11 protein-coding genes are annotated in these 13,086 nt (G+C 67.2%); 7 read left to right on the top strand and 4 right to left on the bottom strand.

The annotated features are described in order from the left end of the window. Positions 1 to 19 precede the first annotated feature (19 nt). On the top strand, positions 20 to 1,894 hold the full coding sequence (locus ACFQGD_RS29330; protein ID WP_345404335.1) for an ABC transporter ATP-binding protein: 1,875 nt from the start codon (positions 20 to 22) through the stop codon (positions 1,892 to 1,894). 114 nt (positions 1,895 to 2,008) lie between these two features. Here ACFQGD_RS29330 and ACFQGD_RS29325 read toward each other — a convergent pair whose 3' ends face one another. The 4 genes from ACFQGD_RS29325 to sdhC form a co-directional block, all read right to left on the bottom strand. Beyond that, a complete protein-coding gene (locus ACFQGD_RS29325; RefSeq protein WP_345404338.1) occupies positions 2,009 to 2,797 on the bottom strand; it encodes a succinate dehydrogenase iron-sulfur subunit in 789 nt (262 codons plus the stop codon). Continuing rightward, positions 2,797 to 4,593, bottom strand: a complete 1,797-nt coding sequence (gene sdhA, locus ACFQGD_RS29320) for a succinate dehydrogenase flavoprotein subunit (protein ID WP_345404341.1) — start codon at positions 4,591 to 4,593, stop codon at positions 2,797 to 2,799. Before sdhA ends, ACFQGD_RS29325 begins: the two co-directional genes overlap by 1 nt. Positions 4,594 to 4,658: 65 nt before the next feature. Continuing rightward, positions 4,659 to 5,075 (bottom strand): succinate dehydrogenase hydrophobic membrane anchor subunit, encoded by a 417-nt coding sequence (locus ACFQGD_RS29315; protein WP_345404421.1) that lies wholly within the window; start codon positions 5,073 to 5,075, stop codon positions 4,659 to 4,661. A 14-nt stretch (positions 5,076 to 5,089) separates the two neighbouring features. Further along, the gene (gene sdhC / locus ACFQGD_RS29310; RefSeq protein ID WP_345404344.1) at positions 5,090 to 5,518 is read right to left on the bottom strand and encodes a succinate dehydrogenase, cytochrome b556 subunit; all 429 of its coding nucleotides are present in this window, start codon (positions 5,516 to 5,518) and stop codon (positions 5,090 to 5,092) included. Between the two features lie 404 nt (positions 5,519 to 5,922). Between sdhC and ACFQGD_RS29305 the strand changes: the two genes are divergently transcribed. The 6 genes from ACFQGD_RS29305 (at position 5,923) to ACFQGD_RS29280 (ending at position 12,906) form a co-directional block, all read left to right on the top strand. After that, positions 5,923 to 6,993, top strand: coding sequence for a BMP family lipoprotein (locus ACFQGD_RS29305; protein ID WP_345404424.1), 1,071 nt, complete (start codon positions 5,923 to 5,925; stop codon positions 6,991 to 6,993). Positions 6,994 to 7,078: 85 nt separating this feature from the next. Then, the gene (locus ACFQGD_RS29300; protein WP_345404347.1) at positions 7,079 to 8,647 is read left to right on the top strand and encodes an ABC transporter ATP-binding protein; all 1,569 of its coding nucleotides are present in this window, start codon (positions 7,079 to 7,081) and stop codon (positions 8,645 to 8,647) included. Next, positions 8,644 to 9,855 (top strand): ABC transporter permease, encoded by a 1,212-nt coding sequence (locus tag ACFQGD_RS29295; RefSeq protein ID WP_345404350.1) that lies wholly within the window; start codon positions 8,644 to 8,646, stop codon positions 9,853 to 9,855. Before ACFQGD_RS29300 ends, ACFQGD_RS29295 begins: the two co-directional genes overlap by 4 nt. Continuing rightward, a complete protein-coding gene (locus ACFQGD_RS29290; RefSeq protein ID WP_345404353.1) occupies positions 9,852 to 11,150 on the top strand; it encodes an ABC transporter permease in 1,299 nt (432 codons plus the stop codon). Before ACFQGD_RS29295 ends, ACFQGD_RS29290 begins: the two co-directional genes overlap by 4 nt. A 22-nt stretch (positions 11,151 to 11,172) precedes the next feature. Further along, a complete protein-coding gene (locus ACFQGD_RS29285; protein WP_345404356.1) occupies positions 11,173 to 11,571 on the top strand; it encodes a cytidine deaminase in 399 nt (132 codons plus the stop codon). A 54-nt stretch (positions 11,572 to 11,625) separates the two neighbouring features. Beyond that, a complete protein-coding gene (locus tag ACFQGD_RS29280) occupies positions 11,626 to 12,906 on the top strand; it encodes a thymidine phosphorylase (protein WP_345404359.1) in 1,281 nt (426 codons plus the stop codon). The last annotated feature ends 180 nt before the right edge of the window (positions 12,907 to 13,086 follow it).

Below are 13,086 nucleotides of genomic sequence, written 5' to 3'. Positions count from 1 at the left end.
TGGTGGAGGTGGGGGCACCATGAGGCGCCCTTCCGGTTCGATGTCCGGCGACGTGCCTCCTGAGTTGCGCGACCAGCTGGACGGCTTGTTGGCAGACGAGCCGGAGCACCCCGAACCGGACGTCGTGTTCAGCCGGAGCGACTACGACCGCCGTCCGCTGACGCTGCGGCGCTTCCTCGCCCCGTTCAAGTGGGCTTTGGTCGGTTGCGTGGGGCTGGTGATCGTCGAGACGATCGCCATGCGCATCGGCCCGCTGCTCACCCAGCTCGCGATCGACCACGGCATGGGACTCAAGGACCTCGGCGGCGGTGAGGTCACCGGCTCGCGCGGTGTGCTGGTCGCGATCTGCCTTACCTACCTCGGTTTCGTCGTCGTGGCGATCCTGGTGAGCCGCTGGCGCACGCTGTGGACCGGCATCGTGGGTGAACGGCTGTTGTACGCGCTGCGGGTTCGGGTGTTCTCCCACCTGCAACGGCTGTCGCAGGACTTCTTCTCCCGACAGAAGAAGGGCACGCTGATCAGCCGGATGACCAACGACATCGAGCACCTACAGGGCCTGTTGCACGACGGTCTCGCCCAGTTACTCGTGCAGGCGCTGACACTCGTGGTGCTTGGTGCGCAGTTGTTCTGGTTCAGCGCGGAACTCGCGCTGATCAGCTTCCTGGTGGTCATCCCGGTGATGGTGGCGCTGACCTGGTGGTTTCGCGGGGTCTCGCAACGCGGCTATCTCGTCGTGCGTGACCGCATGGCCGAGGTGCTCACCCATCTGTCCGAGAGCCTGTCCGGCGCACGGGTGGTAGCCGCTCACAACCGGCAACAGCGCAACGTGGCCGATCACGTCGATGTCACCCGTCGTTACCGGCACGCGAACTACTACACGGCACGGATCGCCGCGATCTACGGGCCGGGTAGCGAGGCCGTCGGCAGGCTGACCGTCGTCGTGGTGCTGCTCCTCGGCGGCTGGATGGTTCTGCGCGGTGACATGCGAGTGGGTGAGCTGGCCGGATTCCTGCTGGCCATCACGACGTTCTTCGCGCCGATGCAGCAGATGGCGCAGCTCTACAACGCATACCAGCAGGGGCAGGCGGGCATCACCAAGCTGCGCCAGTTGCTGATGACCGAGGTCACGGTGATGGAGGACCCCCACGCGTACCCGCTGCCGGACATCGACGGCCGCGTGACGCTGGATCGGGTGAGTTTCGGCTACGACGTCGATAACCCTGTGCTCCGGAACGTCTCGCTGGAGATCCCGCCGGGGGAGACGCTCGCCTTGGTTGGGCCGACAGGCGCGGGCAAGTCGACCATCGCCAAGCTAGTGACGCGCGCCTACGACCCGACGTCGGGCAGGGTGCTGCTTGACGGCCACGACCTGCGCGACGTGCGGTTGGACTCGCTGCATCAACGGATGGCGGTCGTGCCGCAGGAGCCGTTCCTGTTCAGCATGAGCCTCCGCGACAATATCGCGTTCGCCCGTCCGGATGCTGCTGACGTCGAGGTGGAGCGAACCGCCCGTGCGGTCGGGCTCGGCGATTTTCTCGATCGCTCCGCTGCCGGGATTCACGCCGTCGTGCACGAGCGTGGGGCGTCGCTGTCGGCGGGGGAACGGCAACTCGTCGCACTGGCCCGGGCACTACTCGCCGCGCCGAGGGTGCTGGTGCTCGACGAGGCGACGTCCAGTCTCGACCTGCGGACCGAACGGCAGGTGGAACGCGCGCTTGACGTCGTGCTCACTGATCGGACGGCGATCATCATCGCGCACCGGCTGTCCACGGCGATGCGCGCGGACCGCGTCGCGGTGGTCGACGATGGACGGATCCTCGAGATCGGGACCCACGACGAACTGGCCGCCAAGGGCGGCCGTTACGCCGAGATGTACGCGACGTGGGACAGCTGAGTGGGCAACACGGTGTCCGGAACGGGGGACACGCGGTCGAGAACAGGGGACACGGCGTCGAGAGCGGGGGACACGGCGCTCACCGGGGCGCGCGCCGTGTCCCCCAGCCCGACGTTAGACGCGCTTGAAGAGCAGCGCGCGCTTGACTTCCTGGATCGCCTTGGTCACTTGGATGCCGCGTGGGCAGGCGTCGGTGCAGTTGAAGGTGGTGCGGCAGCGCCACACGCCCTCGGCGTCGTTGAGGATGTCCAGCCGCTCCTCGGCGCCCTCGTCACGGGAGTCGAAGATGAACCGGTGCGCGTTGACGATCGCGGCTGGTCCGAAGTAGGAGCCGTCCGACCAGAACACCGGGCACGACGTCGTGCAGCAGGCGCACAGGATGCACTTGGTGGTGTCGTCGAAGCGCTCCCGGTCGGCGGGCGACTGGATGCGCTCGTTGGTTGGCTCGTTGCCATAGGTGATCAGGAACGGCTTGACGGCACGGAACGCCTCGAAGAACGGCTCCATGTCGACGTAGAGGTCCTTCATCACCGGCAGGCCCTTGATCGGGGCGACCGTGATGGTGGTCGGCTTGCCCTTCTTCGCGAGCAGGTCCTTGACAAGCACCTTGCACGCCAGCCGGTTGATGCCGTTGATCTGCATCGCGTCGGAGCCGCAGATGCCGTGCGCACACGACCGGCGGAAGGACAGCGTGCCGTCGACGTAGCCCTTGATGTTGATCAGCAGGTTCAGCACCCGGTCGGTGGGCAGCGCTGGGACGTCGTAGGACTCCCAGTGCGGCTCCGAGTCGACCTCGGGGTTGAACCGCTGGATCTTCACCGTGACGGTCACCGAGCCGTCCGGAGCCGGGATCTCGGACGTGGGGTTTGCGGTGTTGTCCAAAACAGCTGCGGTGCTTGTCATCAGTACTTCCGCTCCATCGGCTCGTACCGGGTGAACACAACGGGCTTGTAATCCAGCCGGATGTCGGAAAGGAAACCAGTGAGGCCGAGCGGCGCGTCGGGGTCGGGACCGGTGTTGCCGTCCGGCAGCACCTTGTACGACATCGAGTGCCGCATGAAGTTGGTGTCGTCGCGGTCCGGGTAGTCCTCGCGGGCGTGCCCGCCACGGGACTCCTTGCGCGCGAGTGCCGCGTTGACAAGGCACTCCGCGAGGTCGAGCAGGAAGCCCAGCTCCACGGCTTCGAGCAGGTCAGTGTTGTAGCGCTTGCCCTTGTCCTGGACGCCGACCCTGCCGTAGCGCTCCTTCAGCGCCTGAACGTCGTGCAGTGCCCGCTTGAGGGTGTCCTCGGTGCGGTACACGGCGGCGTTGGCGTCCATCGTCCGCTGCAGCTCGGTGCGGATCTCGACCACCCGCTCGCTGCCTTCCGCCGAGCGGAGGGTGTCGACCATGCCCTGCACCATCGCCGCTGGCTCGTCCGGCAGGTCGACGTGGTCGACAGTGCTGGCGTACTCGGCGGCGGCGATACCGGCGCGCTTGCCAAAGACGTTGATGTCAAGCAACGAGTTGGTACCGAGCCGGTTGGAGCCGTGCACCGACACGCACGCGACCTCACCGGCCGCGTACAGGCCGGGGATCACGTTCTCGTTGTCGCGCAGCGCCTCGCCGCGGACCGTGGTCGGGATGCCGCCCATGGCGTAGTGCGCCGTTGGATACACCGGCACCGGCTCGGTGACGGGGTCGATGCCAAGGTACGTGCGTGCGAACTCGGTGATGTCCGGCAGCTTTGACTCGAGCACCTCGGCGCCCAGGTGGGTGCAGTCCAGGTAGACGTAGTCGGCGTCCGGGCCAGCGCCGCGGCCCTCCAGCACCTCGAGCACCATCGACCGGGCGACGATGTCGCGCGGCGCGAGGTCCTTGATGGTGGGGGCGTAGCGCTCCATGAACCGCTCGCCGTCCTTGTTCCGCAGGATCGCGCCCTCACCGCGAGCGCCCTCGGTAAGCAGGATGCCCAGCCCAGCGAGGCCGGTCGGGTGGAACTGGTAGAACTCCATGTCCTCCAGCGGCAGGCCCTTGCGGTAGTAGATGCCCATGCCATCGCCGGTGAGCGTGTGGGCGTTCGACGTCGTCTTGAACACCTTGCCGAAGCCGCCGGTGGCGAACACGATCGACTTCGCCTGGAACACGTGAATCTCGCCGGTCGCAAGTTCGTAGGCGATCGCGCCGGTGGCGACCTGGCCGTTCTCGGTGTCGCTGAGGACGACGTCGAGGACGTAGAACTCGTTGTAGAACTCGATGCCGTGCTTGACGCAGTTCTGGTACAGCGTCTGCAGGATCATGTGGCCAGTGCGGTCGGCCGCGTAGCAGGAGCGGCGGACGGCGGCCTTGCCGTGGTCGCGGGTGTGTCCGCCGAACCGGCGCTGGTCGATCTTGCCTTCCTGCGTCCGGTTGAACGGCAGGCCCATCTTCTCCAGGTCGAGCACCGCGTCGATGGCCTCCTTGGCCATGATCTCGGCGGCGTCCTGGTCGGTGAGGTAGTCACCGCCCTTGACGGTGTCGAAGGTGTGCCACTCCCAGTTGTCTTCTTCGACGTTCGCCAGTGCGGCACACATGCCGCCCTGTGCGGCGCCGGTGTGGGAGCGGGTCGGGTAGAGCTTGGTGAGCACCGCGGTGCGTGCGCGCTGCCCCGCCTCGATCGCGGCGCGCATGCCTGCGCCGCCCGCCCCGACGATCAGCACGTCGTATTTGTGGAACTGCATGAAAACTCCGAATCAGGCGCTGTGGTCGGGCTTAGTGTCTGATGGTTCGCACCTGCGAGCAGTGCTCACGTGACGGGGATGTTCGGGTCAAAGGTGAAGATCACCATGGTGCCGAGCACGAGGATGAGCGCCATGGACACGTACAGCAGGATCTTCAGCCAGAACCGCGTGGTGTCCTTACGGGCGTAGTCGTCGATGATCGTGCGGAGCCCGTTGCCGCCGTGCAGCTGCGCGAGCCACAGCATCGACAGGTCCCAGAACTGCCAGAACGGCGATGCCCAGCGGCCCGCGACGAACGCGAAGTCGATGCGGTGCACGCCTTCGTCGACGATGTTCATGATGAACAGGTGGCCGAGCACGAGGACGACGAGCGCGAGGCCGGACAGCCGCATGAACAGCCAGCTGTAGAGCTCGAAGTTGCTGCGCCGGGCCGCGGGCCTGCGCGGGGAGCGCGGCTTGTCGAGGGTGAGTGTCTCCGACATGGAAGCAGTCATGATCAGTTACCCCCGAACAGGTCAGTCACGGTGCGTTGCAGCATGATGAACGCGCCGGGCACCATCACGAGCACCCACACGCCGATAAGGCTCCACAGCATCGGACGCTGGTATTTCGGGCCCTTGGACCAGAAGTCGACGAGCATCACCCTGATGCCGTTGAGGGCGTGGTAGAGCACCGCGCCGACGAGGCCGACCTCGAGCAGCGCCACAAGCGGGGTCTTGTAGGTCTCGATGACCGCGTTGTAGGCGCTGGGCGACACCCGGACGAGCGCGGTGTCGAGCACATGCACGAACAGGAAGAAGAACGTGAGCACGCCGGTGATGCGGTGGGCTACCCAGGACCACATACCGGGGTCGCCGATGTAGAGCGTCCCGCTCCTGCGTGACGTGCCCGCCATCGCTGTCGGTGGGCTAGCCGTGGTGGGCATCGTGAACGGCCTCCATCGTCGCTTTCTTTCGGCGCGGACCTGCCGAGCGGCCCTTACCGGAACTGTCGTCGTGGCCTGCGCTGACCGGCCACGACCCTTCATCAGCAGGACTCTAAACCCGACCTTCGCCTTCGGCTGAACGTCGGGTTCCCAGGTGTGATCGACGAGACAGCCGGACGGAAAGGGGCCAGTCGGCGCAACGTCGTCAACGATTCGATTACGCGGGCGGGTTTCGTCTTTGGTTGTCGTGCCATGGCTCACCCGCGAGCGGTAGCCTTCCTCGCCATCGAACCCGGCGGTACAGCCGGAAGTTGCCAGAGACCGTCACCGGATCGGGGCGGGGAGGGAGTGACACTGTGCGTCAGACACGGCGTCCAACACGGAGAATTCAGCGCGTGCGCGCGATGGCCGCCATCGGTGCCATCGCGGTAGCCGTCACGGCGTGCGGCGAGCCGCCACCGGCGAACGAGCCGGGTGCCGAGCAGTCGGAGAGCGACTTTCTGGCCTGCATGGTCACCGACGAGGGTGGTGTCGACGACAAGTCGTTCAACGAGACGTCGTGGAACGGCCTTCTCAACGCGTACGAGGCGGGTGTCATCGCCGAGCCGAAGTACGTCGAGCCGAAGTCGGCGAGCGACTACGAGCCCAACCTGAAGAACATGGTCAGGGATGACTGTGGGCTGATCGTCACGGTTGGCTTCAATCTGGCGGACGCGACCAAGGCCTCCGCCGAGGCCAACCCCGACCAGAAGTACGCGATCGTCGACTTCCTCTACACCGACCCGGACACGTTCGAGCCGATCTCCATCGACAACGTCAAGTCCCTTGTCTTCAACACCCACGAGGCCGCCTTCCTCGCGGGCTACCTTGCCGCGGGGCAGTCGGAGACAGGCAAGGTCGCGACCTGGGGTGGCATGAAGATCCCGACGGTGACGATCTTCATGGACGGCTTCTACGACGGCGTGCAGCACTACAACGAGGTCAAGGGCGCCGACGTCGCGGTGCTTGGCTGGGACAAGAAGTCGCAGGACGGCCAGTTCGTTGGTGACTTCAGCAACTCGACGGTGGCCAAGCAGCTCTCCGAGAACCTGATCTCGCGCGGCGCCGACGTGATCATGCCGGTCGCCGGTCCGATCGGCGAGTCCGCCGCGGTCGCGGCCAAGGACGCTGGCGACGTCTCGCTCGTCTGGGTCGACACCGACGGCTACAAGACGCTGACGGAGTACCGCGACTTGCTGCTGACCAGCGTGGTCAAGGGCATGGACGTCGCGGTGGAGGAGACGGTGACCGCGACCGCCGAGGGCAACTTCAGTAACGAACCGTTCGTCGGCACGCTGGAGAACGAGGGCGTCTCGATCGCGCCGTACCACGCGTTGGAGGACAAGATCGATGAGGAGCTCAAGAAGGAAGTAGATGAGCTGCGGCAGCAGATCATCTCTGGTGAGCTGAAGGTCACGTCCGACGCCGCCTTCTAGATCAGGCGCACCCCACTGAGCCGAGATGGGCGCAGGCTGTACCCAGCCGGCGCCCATCTCGGCGGCATCATGAAAGCGTGAGACTGTGAAGCTGCAACTGAGGGGGATCACCAAGCGGTTCGGCTCGCTCGTCGCCAACGACCGCATCGACCTGACCGTCGAGCAGGGTGAGATCCACTGCCTGCTCGGCGAGAACGGCGCTGGCAAGAGCACGTTGATGAACGTGATCTATGGCCTACTCCAGCCGGACGAGGGCGAGATCCTCGTCGACGGCGAGCCGGTGACCTGCAATAACCCCGCCGACGCGATGGCGGCTGGTATCGGCATGGTGCACCAGCACTTCATGCTCGTGCCGGTGTTCACCGTCGCGGAGAACGTGATGCTCGGCGCGGAACAGACGTACGGGCCGGGCTTCCTCGACATCGACGCCGCGCGCGAGCAGGTGCGCGAGATCTCCGAGCGCTACGGCTTCCACGTGGACCCGGACGCGGTGGTGGAAAACCTGCCGGTTGGCGTGCAGCAGCGGGTGGAGATCATCAAGGCGCTGGTCCGGGATGCGCGCGTGCTGATCCTCGACGAGCCCACCGCCGTGCTGACGCCGCAGGAGACCGACGAGCTGATCGAGATCATGCGCCAGCTCAAAGCCAACGGCACCTCGATCGTGTTCATCACTCACAAGCTGCGCGAGGTCCGTGCGATCGCCGACCGGATCACGGTGATCCGGCTCGGCAAAGTCGTCGGTGAAGCGGACGTCTCGGCCAGCGAGAGCGAGCTAGCCTCGATGATGGTTGGCCGCGCGGTCACCCTCGCCGTCGACAAGGAACCGCCAGACGTCGGGGACGTCGTCGTTGACGTCCGTGGCCTGACGGTGGTGGACGAGCGCGACTACGTCGTCGTGAACGATGTCTCGTTCGACGTCAGGGCTGGCGAGATCCTGGCTGTCGCCGGGGTGCAAGGCAACGGGCAAACCGAGCTGACCGAGGCCATCATGGGGCTACAACAGCGGGCGACCGGCTCCGTGCGGCTTGGCGACGTCGAGCTGCTCGGCAAGTCCGTGCGGTCGGTGCTGCGCGCCGGGGTCGGATTCGTGCCGGAGGACCGCAGGGCGGACGGCCTCGTCGGTGACTTCACGGTCGCGGAGAACCTGATCCTAGACCGGCACGACGAGCCGCCGTTCGCGTCCGGCCCGATGCTCAAGCCCGCCGTCGTCCGGCGCAGCGCCGAGGAGCGCATCGCGGAGTTCGATATCAGGGCGGGCAGCGGCGCCACGCTCGCCAAGACGTTGTCTGGCGGCAACCAGCAGAAAGTCGTCATCGCGCGGGAGCTGTCCCGGCCGTTGCGGGTGCTGATCGCCGCGCAGCCGACCCGAGGCCTCGACGTCGGGTCGATCGAGTTCGTGCATCGACGTCTGGTCGCCGAGCGCGACAAGGGGACGGCCGTGCTGATCGTGTCGACCGAGCTGGACGAGGTCAGCGCGCTCGCCGACCGGGTGCTGGTGATGTATCGCGGCACCGTCGTCGGCATCGTGCCAGGCGACACCGACCGCGACACCCTCGGCCTGATGATGGCCGGGGTTTCCGCGGACGATGCCGCCGAACGGGCGCGACGGCACCACACGCTGGTCGAGAGCGTGGCCGAGGACGGTGAGGAATGAGCGAGAACTCAAGTAACGAACTGACCGTCGGCCAGCGGTTCTTCCGGGAGCTGACCACCGGCGGTACGGCGTTGACATTGCTGTCGATTCTGCTGGCCATGCTGATCGGCGCGGTGCTCATCGTGGTCTCCGATCCCGACGTGCAGGCGACGGCGGCGTACTTCTTTTCCCGGCCGACCGACACGCTGCTCGCCATCTGGGAATCCGCGAGTAGCGCCTACGCCGCGATGTTCGCCGGCGCCGTCGTCGACTTCGATGCCGCCTCGGTTGGTGACGCACTGATTCCGCTGGCGGACACGCTGACGTATGCGACGCCGCTGATCGCCGCCGGTCTCGCCGTGGCGCTGGCGTTCCGTGCCGGACTGCTGAACATCGGCGCGCAGGGCCAGATCATCATCGGCGCGACGCTGGCGGGATTCGTCGGCTTCGGGATGGACCTGCCTCCCGTCATCCACCTCGGATTCGCGGTGCTCGCGGGATTCCTCGGCGGGGCGATCTGGGGCGGCATCGCCGGTTTCATCAAGGCGAAGACCGGCGCGCATGAGGTGATCGTCACGATCATGCTCAACCACATCGCGGCGTTGCTGCTGGCGTACCTGCTTACGACGCAGCTGTTCCGCCGCGAGGGCCAGGCGGCACCGATCAGCCCGTTCGTCGCGGATTCGGCCGCGCTGCCGAGCTTTTTCGAGGGCTCCCGGCTGCACCTCGGGTTGTTCGTGGCGCTGCTCGCCGCCGGGTACAGCTGGTGGCTGCTGTCGCGTAGCACCATGGGATTCCGGTTCAAGGCGGTCGGCCACAACCCACACGCCGCGACGACCGCGGGCATCTCGGTGGCGCGGTCGTACACGGCCGTGATGTTCATCGGCGGTGGCCTCGCCGGGATCGCTGGCGCGTCGCAGGTGCTCGGCACCGAGAGCTACCTGTCCACCAGCATCGCCGGCGAGCTGGGCTTCGACGCGATCACCGTCGCGTTGCTCGGGCGGTCGAGTCCGATCGGCACGGTCGCGGCGAGCCTGCTGTTCGGCGCGTTGCGTGCCGGTGCGGTGACGATGCAGGCGCAGACCGGCACCCCGATCGACATCGTGCTGGTGGTGCAGTCGTTGATCGTGCTGTTCATCGCCGCGCCACCGCTGGTGCGGGCGGTGTTCCGCCTCAAGGTGCGGGCAGCGTCGCCGATGGCGCCCGAGGTTGGGGGGAAGACGGCATGAGGACTGCGGCTGCTGTTACCACCCGCCCGGAGGAGAGTACCGACGCCCAGCCCGCCGTCGCGCTCACGCGGCACTGGCGCACTCCGATCATGTTCGGCGTCTTTGGACTGCTCGCCTTCGTCGTCTTCGGTCTCCTGCCGGACGGCGGGCGGGAGAGCACGTTCGGCCTCTCGCTGCGCGACGACGTCATCCAGCTCGCGCCGATCTCGGTGCCGTCGAAGCTGGCCGCGGTCCTGCTCGCTCTCGTGTGCCTCGGCATCGCGGCGTACGCGGCGTGGCAGACGTATCTGAGCCGCACGGTGCCGCTGTGGCTGTCGATCACCTTCGGTGTCGCGTTCGTGCTGGCGTTTTTGACCTGGGCCGTCGCCGGATCGGAGATCTCACTGACCTCGGCGTTGCAGGGCACGCTCGCGTTGTCCGTGCCGCTGATCTTCGGTGCGTTGTGCGGGATGATGGGTGAACGCACCGGGGTCATCAACATCGCCATCGAGGGACAGCTTCTCTTTGGCGCGTTCCTGTCCGGTGTCGCCGCGTCGCTGGTCGGGAACCTGTGGGTGGGGCTGATCGCCGCACCGATCGCCGGGCTCGCGGTGGCGTGGGTGCTCGCGGTCTTCACGGTGCGCTATTTCGTCAACCAGATCATCGTCGGCGTCGTGCTGAACGTGCTGGTGATCGGCGTGACGAACTTCCTCCACAGCAGACTGCTCAGCCCGATGAAGGACACCTGGAACTCGCCGGGCCGGTTCCCTCGGTTGGAGATCCCGCTGCTGAGTGAGATTCCGGTGATCGGGCCGGTGCTGTTCCACCAGACCGTCATCGTCTACATCATGTACGTCGTGGTGGTGCTGGCTCATATCGCACTGTTCCGCACGCGGTGGGGGCTGCGGGTGCGGGCCGTCGGCGAACACCCGGAAGCGGCCGACACGGCAGGCATTCAGGTGAACTCGGTGCGGTTCCGCAACGTGTTGCTCGGTGGCGCGTTGGCGGGGCTCGGCGGATCGTATTTCACGCTGGGTGCGGTGGGCCTGTTCAGTCAGGAGATGACGGCAGGTGCGGGGTTCATCGCGCTCGCCGCGATGATCATGGGCCGTTGGACACCGATCGGCGCGGTCTTCGCCGCGCTGCTGTTCGGCTTCGCCAACAACCTGCAGAGCGTGCTCGGCATCATCGGCTCGCCGATTCCGAGCGAGTTCATGCTGATGGCGCCGTACCTGCTGACGATCTTCGCGGTGGCCGGTCTCGTCGGGCGGATCCGGCCGCCAGCGTTCAACGGCCAGCCCTACATCAAGTCTTGAGCGCGCTGGAGGTGGGCGCAGGATGACCGCGCCGGACACTGTGGATTGGCCCGCGCTGCGGGAGGCGGCTGTGACGGCGGCGGCGAGCGCGTACTGCCCGTACTCCGGGCTGCGGGTTGGCGCTGCGGCGCTGGTTGACGACGGCAGGGTCGTCACCGGATGCAACGTCGAGAACGCGTCGTATGGCGTCGGGCTGTGCGCCGAGTGCACGATGGCCGGGCAGCTCCGGTTGACCGGCGGCGGACGTCTCGTCGCGGTGGCGTGCCGCGCCGGCGATGGCGAGCTGCTGATGCCGTGTGGCCGGTGCCGCCAGATCCTGTACGAACTGGGCGGCTCGGCGTGCCTTGTAGACACCCCGCGCGGCGTGTTGCCGATGTCCGACGTCCTGCCGGACGCCTTCGGCCCGGAGGACTTGCCATGACCGCACTGAAAGACGCTTTCGCCGCGGGGGCCGCTGCGCTGGCTGGGGGTGGGCATGGCTGAGCCGTTCGCCGCCGTCGACGTCATCCGCACCAAGCGGGACGGCGGGCGGCTGACCGACGCGCAGATCGACTGGGTCGTGGACGCCTACACGCGCGGAGTCGTCGCCGAGGAACAGATGGCCGCGCTGGCGATGGCGATCTTGCTGCGCGACATGGACGGCGACGAGATCGCCCGCTGGACCGCCGCGATGATCAACTCGGGGGAGACGCTGCACCTCGACGTCGAAAGGCCCACGGTGGACAAGCACTCCACCGGCGGCGTCGGCGACAAGATAACGCTGGTGTTGGCGCCGCTAGTCGCCGCGTGCGGGGCGGCTGTGCCGCAACTGTCCGGGCGCGGGCTCGGGCACACCGGCGGCACACTCGACAAACTGGAGGCCATCCCCGGTTGGCGCGCGGACCTCACGACGGCGGAGATGTGTGAGCAACTGACCGATGTCGGAGCAGTGGTCGCGGCTGCGAGCACTGCTCTGGCTCCGGCCGATCGGAAGCTCTACGCCCTCCGCGATGTCACCGGAACGGTGGAATCCATCCCGCTGATCGCCAGCTCCATCATGAGCAAAAAGATCGCCGCGGGACCGCGGTCGCTGGTGCTCGACGTCAAGGTCGGGTCCGGCGCGTTCATGAAGACGCGGGAGAACGCCGTCGAGCTGGCCCGCACCATGATCGGCATCGGGAACTCGCACGGCGTCGCGACGTCGGCGGTGCTGACCGACATGTCCCGACCGCTCGGGTTGACGGCGGGCAATGCCGTCGAGGTCGCCGAGGCGGTCGACGTCCTGCGCGGCGGCGGGCCACCCGACGTCGTCGAGCTGACGCTGGTGTTGGCGCGGGAGATGCTGGCGCTGGCAGGCATCAGCGACGTCGATCCCGCCAAGGTACTGGCGTCAGGGAAGGCGTACGAGTCGTGGTGCGCCATGATCCGCGCGCAGGGCGGCGACCCGGACGCGCGGCTGCCGGAGCCCACGCACCGGCACGTGGTCGAGGCTGAGCGCGACGGCGTGCTGGCGGAGCTGGACGCGCTCGCCGTCGGCATGGCCGCTTGGCGGCTCGGTGCCGGTCGCTCCGCGCCGGGGGAGCCAGTGCAGTACGCGGCGGGTGTGCGGCTGCTCGCCCGCCTTGGTGAGCGGGTCGCGGCCGGTCAGCCGCTCGCGGAGCTGCACACCGACACGCCGGACGCCGTCCCCGCCGCCGTCGCGGCGCTGTCCGGCGGCGTCCGCATCGCGGACACGGCGCCGGAGCCGGGACCGCTGGTCCTCGACGTCCTGCGGTGAGTGGTGGCTCGCCCGAGCGGCATGCCACGTTGATCTGAAGACGGTTGCGTCGTCATAGCAACCACAATGTCTTCAGATCATCGCCGACCGGATGCCGAGAGCCGGAAGCCGGGCAGGGGTGGACGCCGCCGTCACCATAAATGAAACACCCCGCCGCGACGAGCGCAGCGGGGCGTTTCC

Origin of the sequence: Haloechinothrix salitolerans, from assembly GCF_042662605.1 — a bacterium.
Lineage (GTDB): Bacteria > Actinomycetota > Actinomycetes > Mycobacteriales > Pseudonocardiaceae > Haloechinothrix_A > Haloechinothrix_A salitolerans.
Note: the sequence above shows the minus strand (reverse complement) of the source record. Positions and strands in the feature narration are given on the sequence as shown.

Bases quoted from the DNA above. Each gene is read 5' to 3' on its own strand.
- ACFQGD_RS29330 (WP_345404335.1), top strand. From the start codon at position 20: ATGAGGCGCCCTTCCGGTTCGATGTCCGGCGACGTGCCTCCTGAGTTG.
- ACFQGD_RS29325 (WP_345404338.1), bottom strand. From the start codon at position 2,797: ATGACAAGCACCGCAGCTGTTTTGGACAACACCGCAAACCCCACGTCC.
- sdhA (WP_345404341.1), bottom strand. From the start codon at position 4,593: ATGCAGTTCCACAAATACGACGTGCTGATCGTCGGGGCGGGCGGCGCA.
- ACFQGD_RS29315 (WP_345404421.1), bottom strand. From the start codon at position 5,075: ATGTCGGAGACACTCACCCTCGACAAGCCGCGCTCCCCGCGCAGGCCC.
- sdhC (WP_345404344.1), bottom strand. From the start codon at position 5,518: ATGCCCACCACGGCTAGCCCACCGACAGCGATGGCGGGCACGTCACGC.
- ACFQGD_RS29305 (WP_345404424.1), top strand. From the start codon at position 5,923: ATGGCCGCCATCGGTGCCATCGCGGTAGCCGTCACGGCGTGCGGCGAG.
- ACFQGD_RS29295 (WP_345404350.1), top strand. From the start codon at position 8,644: ATGAGCGAGAACTCAAGTAACGAACTGACCGTCGGCCAGCGGTTCTTC.
- ACFQGD_RS29290 (WP_345404353.1), top strand. From the start codon at position 9,852: ATGAGGACTGCGGCTGCTGTTACCACCCGCCCGGAGGAGAGTACCGAC.
- ACFQGD_RS29285 (WP_345404356.1), top strand. From the start codon at position 11,173: ATGACCGCGCCGGACACTGTGGATTGGCCCGCGCTGCGGGAGGCGGCT.
- ACFQGD_RS29280 (WP_345404359.1), top strand. From the start codon at position 11,626: ATGGCTGAGCCGTTCGCCGCCGTCGACGTCATCCGCACCAAGCGGGAC.